Here is a 304-nt window from a genome sequence, read left to right as displayed (position 1 = left end):
GGTGAGCACCAAGTCCGCACTGATTTGGTTAATTATCGGGATGGCGATGCTGCCCATCAGTTCGCATTTTATTGTCGACTCAGCAGTGGATATAGCCCAGTATTTTGGCCTTTCTGATTTAGTCATTGGGCTTACCATCATTGCCATTGGCACTAGTTTACCGGAACTTGCTGCTTGTGTGGCTGGGGTGCTGAAAAATGAAGACGACTTAGCACTGGGCAACATTGTCGGCTCGAATCTATTTAATATTCTCGCTGTCCTATCCATCGCCGGTATTTTAAACCCATCGGTTATCGACCCCTCT

The 304-nt window shown here is 47.0% G+C and carries 1 protein-coding gene; it reads left to right on the top strand.

Going from position 1 to position 304, the window contains the following annotated elements:
* On the top strand, nucleotides 1-304 hold a 304-nt coding region (locus CWB98_RS23570), incomplete at both ends, for a sodium:calcium antiporter (protein WP_432765900.1).

The organism is Pseudoalteromonas rubra, from assembly GCF_005887115.1.
Taxonomy (GTDB): Bacteria; Pseudomonadota; Gammaproteobacteria; order Enterobacterales; family Alteromonadaceae; genus Pseudoalteromonas; species Pseudoalteromonas rubra_F.
Note: the sequence above shows the minus strand (reverse complement) of the source record. Positions and strands in the feature narration are given on the sequence as shown.